Below are 9535 nucleotides of genomic sequence, written 5' to 3'. Positions count from 1 at the left end.
CACCTGGAGCGGAAAGCAACTAGCACTGGCTAATTGATCAGCCTCATGTTTATGAAAAAAACCTTTTATGTTTTAACCTTCCCACTTTCGGATAAAGTATGGTTAGGACAAGATTTAAGCGAACATAATGAAGGATGTGAAGAAATTGCTAACAGACAGCCAAAAACAGTCATTAAAACAAGAATTGGTTCAACAGGAAAAGCAGTTAAAAGAACATTTACATCAGGATTTAGATAATCTTCACCATACAAACGAACGCGATAACTCAGGAGAACTTTCCCTTTACGATAACCATCCGGCCGATATGGGTACAGAGTTATATGAACGGGAGAAGGATTTTGCCATTGATGATCATGCGAAGCTTGAACTGGATAAAATCCAACAGGCCCTGCACGCGATTGAAGCCGGTACGTACGGAGAATGTAAAGAATGTGGACAGGATATCCCTTACGAGCGTCTCGAAGTCATTCCGACCACCCTTTATTGTAAGGACCATACCCCGGAGAAGTCGACACCGCAGGATAGGCCGGTGGAAGAAGATGTGCTTCAGCCGCCAGTCGATAATGAATTCAGACATGAAACCGATGGGAATGTGCGCGACGATCAGGACAGCTTCCAGGAAGTCGGCCGTTTCGGGACATCGGAAACCCCATCCGACTTTGAAGGGGATCACGAGGATTACTCAGACCTGTATCAGGATGAGGACACATCGGAGGGGTTCACCGAGGATTTTGAATCATTCGTCGGGACCGACATGGAAGGATCGAACCGTAAAGCCTATCCGTCGAAGACACATGAAGAGTATGAGGATATGCTCGATGAAAATGATATGGAGTCCCCTCTGGGTGACATCCCCTATAAAGATGGAGACAGCTACGTTTCAGACAAGAAGAAAAAATAGAAAAAAACGCTTGGGATCCGATTCCCAAGCGTTTTTTCTATTTCATTAAACTCCCCTGTGCAATGCCCCATATGTCCTTGGCATATTGTTCGATTGTCCGGTCACTGGAGAAATAGCCCGAATTGGCAATGTTCTGCAGGCACATCCTTGACCAGTGCTCTTTGTTTTCATACGCCTTTCCGGCCTGTTCATGAACCCTTACGTAGGAATCGAAATCCCTCAGGACAAAGAATTGATCATTCTCAGTCAGTAACGAGTCATAAATCGTTTCGAAGTGATCACCTGCATCCGGCAGGGTATCATCGATCAATTGATTCAACACCTTTTTGATCCTTGTATCATAGTGGAAATACTCCATTGCATAATAGCCGCCATGATGCTGGTACTTCATCACTTCCTCAGCGGTCAAGCCGAATATGAAGATGTTATCATTCCCGACTTGTTCCAGGATCTCGATATTTGCTCCATCCAGTGTTCCCAGGGTCAAAGCACCGTTCATCATGAACTTCATATTCCCCGTACCGGACGCTTCCTTACTGGCCGTTGAGATCTGCTCGGACAAGTCAGCTGCCGGGATGATCTCTTCTGCAAGGGACACCCGGTAATTTTCAAGGAACACGACTTTAATGCGCCCTTTTACAAGTGGGTGATCATTTACGAGATCGGCTACAGAGTGGATCAACTTAATGATTTTTTTGGCATAATAGTAACCCGGGGACGCCTTTGCCCCGAAAATGAATGTCCGTGGATGAAAATCAAATCCCGGATCTTCGACACAGCGATTGTACAGGTGAAGGATGTGCAGGACATTCATTAACTGACGTTTGTACGCATGAAGCCGCTTCACCTGGATATCGAATATGGAAGACGGATCGACAATGATACCATTGCTTTCATATATCAACCCGGCAAGCTTTTGTTTATTTCCCTGCTTCACATCATACAGGTCTTTCAGGAATGCCGTATCATGATGATACTCCTTCAGCTTCACCAGTTTGGAAGGGTCTTTGATCCACTCATCCCCGATCGAAGAGGTAATCAGGTTCGAAAGGGCTGGATTGCTATTCAGGAGCCACCTTCTATGAGTGATCCCATTGGTCTTACTATTAAATTTTCCAGGATAATATTGATAAAATAAGTTCATTTCCCGCTGCTTCAGGATTTCTGTGTGAATCTTTGCCACACCGTTCACACTGAAGCTTCCTACAATGGCAAGATGGGCCATTTTGACTTCATCATGAGAGATGATCGCCATGTCCTCTATCCTCTTCCACTCACCGGGATACTCTTTCCATAATTCCCTGCAGAATCGTTCATTTATTTCATTCACGATCATGTGGATGCGGGGCAGGAGGGGCTGGAATATACGGAGCGGCCATCTTTCCAGTGCTTCTGACAGCGTCGTATGGTTTGTATAGGCGAATGTATTCGTCGTGATTTCCCATGCTTCTTCCCATTCAAAGGAGTATTCATCCAGAAGGACCCTCATCAATTCCGGGATGGCAAGAACCGGATGGGTATCATTGATATGGATTGAAATATTCTCATGCAGTTCCTTCAGATCGCCATTTCGGTAAAGGTACGAATCCAGAATGGAGCGGATACTTGCTGACACCAGGAAGTATTGCTGCTTCAAGCGCAGGATCTTCCCTTCCTCATGGGTATCGTCTGGATATAAAAATTCCGTGATGGCTTCTGTATCCCGCTTGTATTTCATCATATCTTTTCCCGCTTTATAAGCAGCAGGCTCGGCACTCCATAATCGGAGCGTATTGACCGTCGACGTTTCGAACCCCACTACGGGCATATCATACGGAACCGCCGCGACGATTTCTGCATCTACATGTCGAAACCTTAGGACATCCTTTTCTGTGTAGGACTCCACCTTCCCCCAGAAAGGCACTTCAACGGTAAGGTCGGATTTGCGGACCTCCCACACATGCCCATGACGAAGCCACTGTTCCGGAAGCTCCATCTGAAATCCGTTCACAATTTTTTGTTCAAACAATCCATGCTTATAACGGATACCATATCCATGACCGGGTAAATTGAGGGAAGCCAGGGAATCCAGAAAGCAGGCGGCTAAACGACCGAGACCGCCATTTCCCAGTCCTGCATCGTGCTCTACCTCTTCCATCTCCGCAAGGTCGATTCCAAGATCCAGAAGCCCTTTATCCACAATTTCGTAAATCCCCAGATTCGTCAGATTTTGCCGGAGCAGACGCCCCAGCAGGAATTCGATGGATAGATAATACACCTGCTTTTGTTTATTGAAACGGTACTGCTCATTCGTATGGATCCAGTTCATCGAAATATATTCCCGTATTAAATGGCCCAATGTGAAAAATTGATCCTGACTGGTGGACTCAGGAAACGTCTTTCCATACATCATTTCAAGCTTCTTCAGAAACAATTCTTTGAATTCAATCGGATCAGAAAACATGGCTTTCACTCCTTGATACCAGGTCAGCGTATAGTTGATTATACTTAAAGGCCGATTGGGCCCAACTATAATCCTTATTCATTGCATTACGTACAATATGATTCCATGTTTCCGGATCTTCGTGGAAATACGCCAGGGCTCTTCGATAGGTGTAAAGCATATCGTGAGCATTAAAGTTTTTGAATGAGAAGCCGTTTCCGCTCTTCGTCTCCTCATTGTAGGATTCAACGGTATCGTTCAGTCCGCCTGTCTCCCTTACAAGTGGCAGGGCTCCGTATCTCATGGCGATCAACTGTCCCAGCCCGCAAGGCTCGAACTTGGAAGGCATCAGGAACAGATCACTGGCAGAATAGATCTGTTTCGCCAATTCTTCATTGAAGCCGATCTGTACTCTGACCTTATCAGGATACGTCCACTCCATTTCCCTGAAGAACTGTTCAAACTCCCAATCTCCTGTCCCCAACAGGACAAACTGGACATTTTCCTGGATCATCTCATGAAAGACGCCCCTGATGAGTTCAAGACCCTTTTGGTTCGTCAGTCTCGAAATGATGGACACCAGTGGGATTCCTTCGTCCTCACGAAGTCCGAGGCTTTTTTGCAGATGTTGCTTCGCCTGCTTCTTTCCTTGAAGATTCCCGCTGAAGAAAGGAAACTCCCCGTCATCAGGATTATACACTTCATCATCAATCCCATTAAGGATCCCCAATAATTGGTTATACCGCTGACCGAGTATATTATGAAGCTTTTCCCCGTAGTAAGGCGTGAGGATTTCTTCTTTATACGTAGGACTCACCGTAGTGACGAAATCCGAAGAAATGAGTGCGCCTTTCATGAAATTGATATTCCCATAAAATTCGAGGTATTCAGGATGAAAATACTTCTCTGGGATAGCCAGTAAGTCCGTCATCACTTCTTTAGGGTAGATTCCTTGGAATTGAAGATTATGGATCGTGAATACGCTGCGGATGAATGAATAGCCCGGTCTCTCCTGATACTCGCTTCTGAGTAAGAACGGAACCATGCCCGTATGCCAATCGTGACAATGAATCACATCAGGATAGAAATCAAGAACAGCGATGCTTTCCAACACAGCCCTTGTAAAATAGGAGAATCTTTCCCCATCGTCAAAGTATCCGTATAATCGCTCCCGGTTAAAGTAATATTCATTATCCACAAAATAATAGGTCACGCCATTTTCACTGTACTCTTCAATTCCACAATACTGATTTCTCCAGCCTACCGACACAAAAAATTCTTTCTTCCGTTTCATTTTTGAACGGAATGCTTGAGGAATCCCGCCGTATTTAGGCAGAATCACCCTGACATCCGTGCCTAAACTTCTTAACTCCTTGGGCAGAGCACCGGCAACGTCGGCCAAGCCCCCGGACTTAATAAATGGGACACACTCAGATACTACAAATAACACTTTCACGAATTCATCAGCGCTCCTTGAATCATCCCTTTGCGAATGACGATTGGATTGTTTGCTTCCCCCATAAGCTTGACACCATCTTCTATCCTCACATCTTTATCCAGAATCACATTCTCCAGTACACAGTTATCCCCAATTTGGCTCTTCTGCATAATGATGCTGTTAGAAATTGTGGTATCCTTGCCGACCTTCACCGCTCTGAACATAGTAGAATTCTTCACTTGGCCTTCAATGAAGCATCCATTGGCGATGATGCTGTTTTTCACGCTTGCAGCCGATGTATAGCGTGTCGGCGGCTCATCCTTCACTTTCGTATAAATGGGCATATCTTTCTTGAACAGCTCTTTCCAATAGGATAGGTTCATAAGCTTCATGCTCGCATCATAGTATTCTTCAATGGAATCAATCGTTTGAACAAATCCTGCATGCTCATAGCCGCACACCTTGAATCCGCTATCCATGTCGTCTACTACATCCTGCATACATGTATAGCCCGTTTCACGCCTGTTCTCTACCAATTCAATCAATGTAGACGTTTTGACTAAGTACATATCCAAGGAGCTGCCGTTGTGACGCATTTCGGTTATATCACAACCGATACGGATATGACGTTCCAGTACGGGTTGATAATCGATGTTACATAACGTGAAGCAATTGCTGATCAGGGCGTACTCCTGGGTACTGCGTCTGAAGTAGTCCATATGATGGGCAAAGTGATTAAAGGACCCGACACCCTCTTCATTCGCTTCCAGTCCAGGAGCAGGGAAGAAAAACAAGCCATCCCGCTTCCGGTTCAGATCCCAGTTCTTCCCTGATCCAAGATGATCCATCAGGGATCTGTATTGAAACTTTGGAAAGATCGCAACGCTGCCGATATCGGAATTCACCATATTGGAAAGGACAAAGTCAATCAACCGGTATCTCCCGGCAATCGGAAGGGCCGCCAATGAGCGATGCAATAATAAATCCTCCAGGGAATCGTAGTAACTCGTCGCATCAATAACACCAAGCATCGTATTTTTCAAAACACTTCTCCTCCTCTAATGTTGTTAAGATGGTCTTGAACCTTACACTCTTTCCTGCTCCAGCAGTGCTTCAATGAATGATTCCGTCACGAGGATCACTTCGTCGGATCCCTCTTCCGGCATGATGCATAAGCCTTTTGGAACTCTTACATTCGACGGCACGATCGCCTGCTCGATATAGACGTTTTCTTCAACGACAGCGTCCGGCATGATGACTGAACGGCTGACATGCGCTCCCTTTTTCACCGTTGTTCCCTGGAAGAGGACGGACTTTTGAATCGTTCCTTCAATCGTACACCCTTCATTTACAAGAGATCCCTCTACAAGGGCTTCTTCTGAAATATATTGAGGAGGCTCATTCGGATTAACTGAATACACTCTCCAATCATGATCGAACAGATTCAGTTCATTCTGTTCATCTATCAGATCCATATTGGCTTCCCAAAGGCTCTTGACCGTACCGACATCCTTCCAATAACCTTCAAATGGATAAGCCATCAGTTTCTTCTTTTCATCAAGGAGGAGAGGAATGACATCCTTCCCAAAGTCATGGCTTGAGTCCGGATTCCGTTCATCCATCTCCAAATAATCCTTCAGCACGGAATAATTGAAGATGTAAATGCCCATCGAAGCAAGATTGCTTTTCGGGAAAGGCGGTTTTTCTTCAAACTCGGTGACACGCATATCCTCATTCGTGTTCATCAATCCGAAACGACTGGCTTCATCCCATCCCACTTCAATGACTGAAATCGATACATCCGCTTTTTTCTCGATATGATAATCAAGCATTTTACTATAATCCATTTTGTAAATGTGATCACCCGACAGAATCAATACGTACTCGGGATCATATTGCTCGAGGTAATTCATATTTTGATAGATGGCGCTTGCCGTCCCCGTATACCAGCGCATCTCCGATGATTCAGCATATGGGGGCAGCACGGTCACACCACCGTTTTTGCGGTCAAGGTCCCACGCACTCCCGATCCCGATATACGAATTCAATACCAGGGGCTGGTACTGGGTAAGAACACCGACTGTGTCGATGCCTGAGTTCGTACAATTGCTCAGGGTAAAATCAATGATACGGTACTTTCCTCCAAATGGTACGGCCGGTTTCGCCAGACTCTTCGTCAATGAACTTAACCTGCTCCCTTTTCCACCTGCTAATAACATGGCCACACATCTACCTTTTGCCATTACTCTTCTCCCCTTTCACTCGATTGGTCTTAAATAAACGGCTGCGTATGGTGGAATCGTCATTTCCACATACCCATCCCTTCCATGATACGGTTGATTGTGCACGGTCAGCGGGTTGGGATTCACCTGATGGGAACCTCCAAACCTTCCATCATCACTATTCCAAATCTCTTCATACGAAGAAACCTTATCTACCCCCACCTTATACTGGTGATACACATGGGGACTGAAATTGCAGATCACCACAAGATGATCTCCCTTCTCTACCCCATAACGGATGAAAGAGAAAATCTGCTGCTCTGCATTATTTACGTCAACCCACTGGAATCCGTCTGAACGATGATCCATCTGAAATAATGGTTCAGCACCTTTATATAAATGCATAAGCTCTTTAAAATATGAATTGAATTTGTGATGAAATTCGTAATCCAGTAAATGCCAATCTAACTCCTCAAGGTCCTTCCATTCAGAAAACGGGGCCAGTTCACTTCCCATGAACAGAAGCTTTTTCCCTGGATGAGCCATCATGAAGCCGAGGAGCAAACGGTATTGAGCGAATTTCTGCCAATAATCCCCGGGCATTTTATTTAATAACGACTTCTTCCCATGCACCACTTCATCATGGGAGAAGGGAAGAACATAATTCTCTGAAAAGGCATATAAAAGGGAAAATGTGATGAGAGAATGCACATGCCTACGTTCAGATGGTTCGGTTTCCATATATTTAAGGACGTCATTCATCCATCCCATATTCCACTTATAATTAAATCCCAGTCCTCCATAGTGAACAGGGGACGTCACCTGTGGCCAGTCCGTAGAATCCTCTGCAATCATCAGAATCGAAGAATCAAACTCAAAAACGGCCTTGTTCAAGTTTTTCAAAAACTGTATGGCGCCTTCATTCGGGTTAAGCTCACCCTGATTCGCCCAATAAATGATGTTCGCCACCGCATCGATCCTGAAGCCATCGATATGATACTGATCCATCCAGAAGCGGGCGTTTGAAATCAGAAAGCTCCTCACTTCCCCTTTACCTAAATCAAAGTTCGCCGTTCCCCACGTATAATTCTCCCGGTCCCTTTCCTCACTGTACTCATAGGCGAACGAACCATCGAACTCATATAACCCATGCGCATCCTTACAAAAATGACCTGGGACCCAATCCAGGATCACGCCAATATTATGTAAATGACATTCATTCACAAATGTCATCAAATCATGTGGTGAGCCGTAGCGACTGGTAGGGGAATAATACCCCGTACCCTGATAACCCCAGGACCGGTCAAATGGATGCTCCGTGACAGGCAGCAGTTCAATATGGGTGAATCCCTGCTCCTTCACATGGGGAATCAATTGCTGCGCTAATTCCCTATAAGATAGAAACGTTCCTGCTTCCTTCTTCCACGTACCTAAATGGACTTCATAAATCGCCATCGGCTTGTCGTAGATGGTAGTGGATGAACGGTTCTCGAGCCACTTCTCATCTTCCCATCGAAAGCCATCCAGCTCATATACGACGCTTGCCGTATGAGGGCGCTTCTCAGAGGCAAACCCGTACGGATCCGCCTTCAGCTTCTTTGCCCCCAGGGGAGTCGTAATCTCATACTTATACGTTTCTCCGGTCAGGTCTTGATCGACTCGAATCGACCACAAACCTTCACTATTCCGCTTTTTTAAATCATATCCATTCCCATTCCATTGATTAAAGGATCCCACCAATGAAACATGTCTTGCTTTCGGTGCCCAAACGCAAAAATCTGTATAGGTCCCAGTGGAATCCCTTCTCACATGTGCACCCATAAACTGATAGGCCTGCTGCAAATTTCCCTCATGAAACAAAAACACATCGTAATCTGTTATGGTCATTGCGTTCATCATCTCACCTACATTTTTTCAATCTACATAACTACTTTCTAACACCATCACCAAAATCCTCTTTATAATCGTCGTTCAATTACGACAATTTACTACATGCATATATGAAAAAGGGTGTTATTTGGAAAGTTATTCTAAATGGTAAGGTTTACATTGTAAAAAGATAGGGGAAATACATTGAATTCTTAGCGGAATTTGTCGAAAGTTTTTTCATGAAAAAAGCTAAAATATGTAGGGAATATAGAAGGATTCCGGTATTTTGTATAAGATTTTGGTTGGTTGGAAGAAGAAGCAGCGGTGTCGAATAAAGGGAGGAAAGGGGTGTTAGGAAGTTGATGATAAAAGGGGAAAAAGTCGAGAGTATATCCATCGATGCAAGATAAAACATTTACATATAAAACATGCTTATATCAGCTTTATTTCAAGCAAAGTAATAATTTGTACAACAAAAAAAAGACTATCAAGAATGATAGTCTCTTCATAATGACCCATACGGGATTCGAACCCGTGTTACCGCCGTGAAAGGGCGGTGTCTTAACCGCTTGACCAATGGGCCTTAATGGCGGAGAAGGAGGGATTTGAACCCTCGCGCCAGTTGCCCGACCTACACCCTTAGCAGGGGCGCCTCTTCAGCCACTTGAGTACTTCTCCAAATA

The 9535-nt window shown here is 44.8% G+C and carries 5 protein-coding genes, 2 tRNA genes and 1 pseudogene; 1 reads left to right on the top strand and 7 read right to left on the bottom strand.

What is annotated here, in order from left to right:
- Positions 1–136: 136 nt before the first annotated feature.
- Positions 137–901, top strand: a complete 765-nt coding sequence (locus BVI01S_RS21450) for a TraR/DksA C4-type zinc finger protein (RefSeq protein ID WP_254652208.1) — start codon at positions 137–139, stop codon at positions 899–901.
- Between the two features lie 37 nt (positions 902–938).
- On the opposite strand, the gene BVI01S_RS21445 is transcribed toward BVI01S_RS21450, so the two are convergent.
- The 7 genes and pseudogenes from BVI01S_RS21445 to BVI01S_RS21415 form a co-directional block, all read right to left on the bottom strand.
- Positions 939–3344 (bottom strand): glycogen/starch/alpha-glucan phosphorylase, encoded by a 2406-nt coding sequence (locus BVI01S_RS21445; protein WP_034765472.1) that lies wholly within the window; start codon positions 3342–3344, stop codon positions 939–941.
- A complete protein-coding gene (gene glgA, locus BVI01S_RS21440; RefSeq protein ID WP_034765469.1) occupies positions 3334–4779 on the bottom strand; it encodes a glycogen synthase GlgA in 1446 nt (481 codons plus the stop codon). Before glgA ends, BVI01S_RS21445 begins: the two co-directional genes overlap by 11 nt.
- A complete protein-coding gene (locus tag BVI01S_RS21435; protein WP_034765467.1) occupies positions 4776–5804 on the bottom strand; it encodes a GlgC family sugar phosphate nucleotidyltransferase in 1029 nt (342 codons plus the stop codon). Before BVI01S_RS21435 ends, glgA begins: the two co-directional genes overlap by 4 nt.
- Positions 5805–5846: 42 nt before the next feature.
- Positions 5847–6980: a glucose-1-phosphate adenylyltransferase gene (locus BVI01S_RS21430; protein ID WP_455431279.1), complete on the bottom strand. Its 1134-nt coding sequence runs from the start codon at positions 6978–6980 to the stop codon at positions 5847–5849.
- A pseudogene (gene glgB, locus BVI01S_RS21425) lies at positions 6883–8879 on the bottom strand (1,4-alpha-glucan branching enzyme). The gene BVI01S_RS21430 and the pseudogene glgB overlap by 98 nt, the downstream one beginning before the upstream one ends.
- A 484-nt stretch (positions 8880–9363) precedes the next feature.
- Positions 9364–9435, bottom strand: a tRNA-Glu gene (locus BVI01S_RS21420).
- Between the two features lie 4 nt (positions 9436–9439).
- Positions 9440–9530: transfer RNA gene (locus tag BVI01S_RS21415), tRNA-Ser, on the bottom strand.
- Positions 9531–9535: the final 5 nt, after the last annotated feature.

The organism is Rossellomorea vietnamensis NBRC 101237, assembly GCF_001591825.1.
Classification (GTDB): Bacteria; Bacillota; Bacilli; order Bacillales; family Bacillaceae_B; genus Rossellomorea; species Rossellomorea vietnamensis.
The sequence above is the reverse complement of the archived record's forward strand: the minus strand, read 5'-3'. Positions and strand labels throughout refer to the sequence as shown.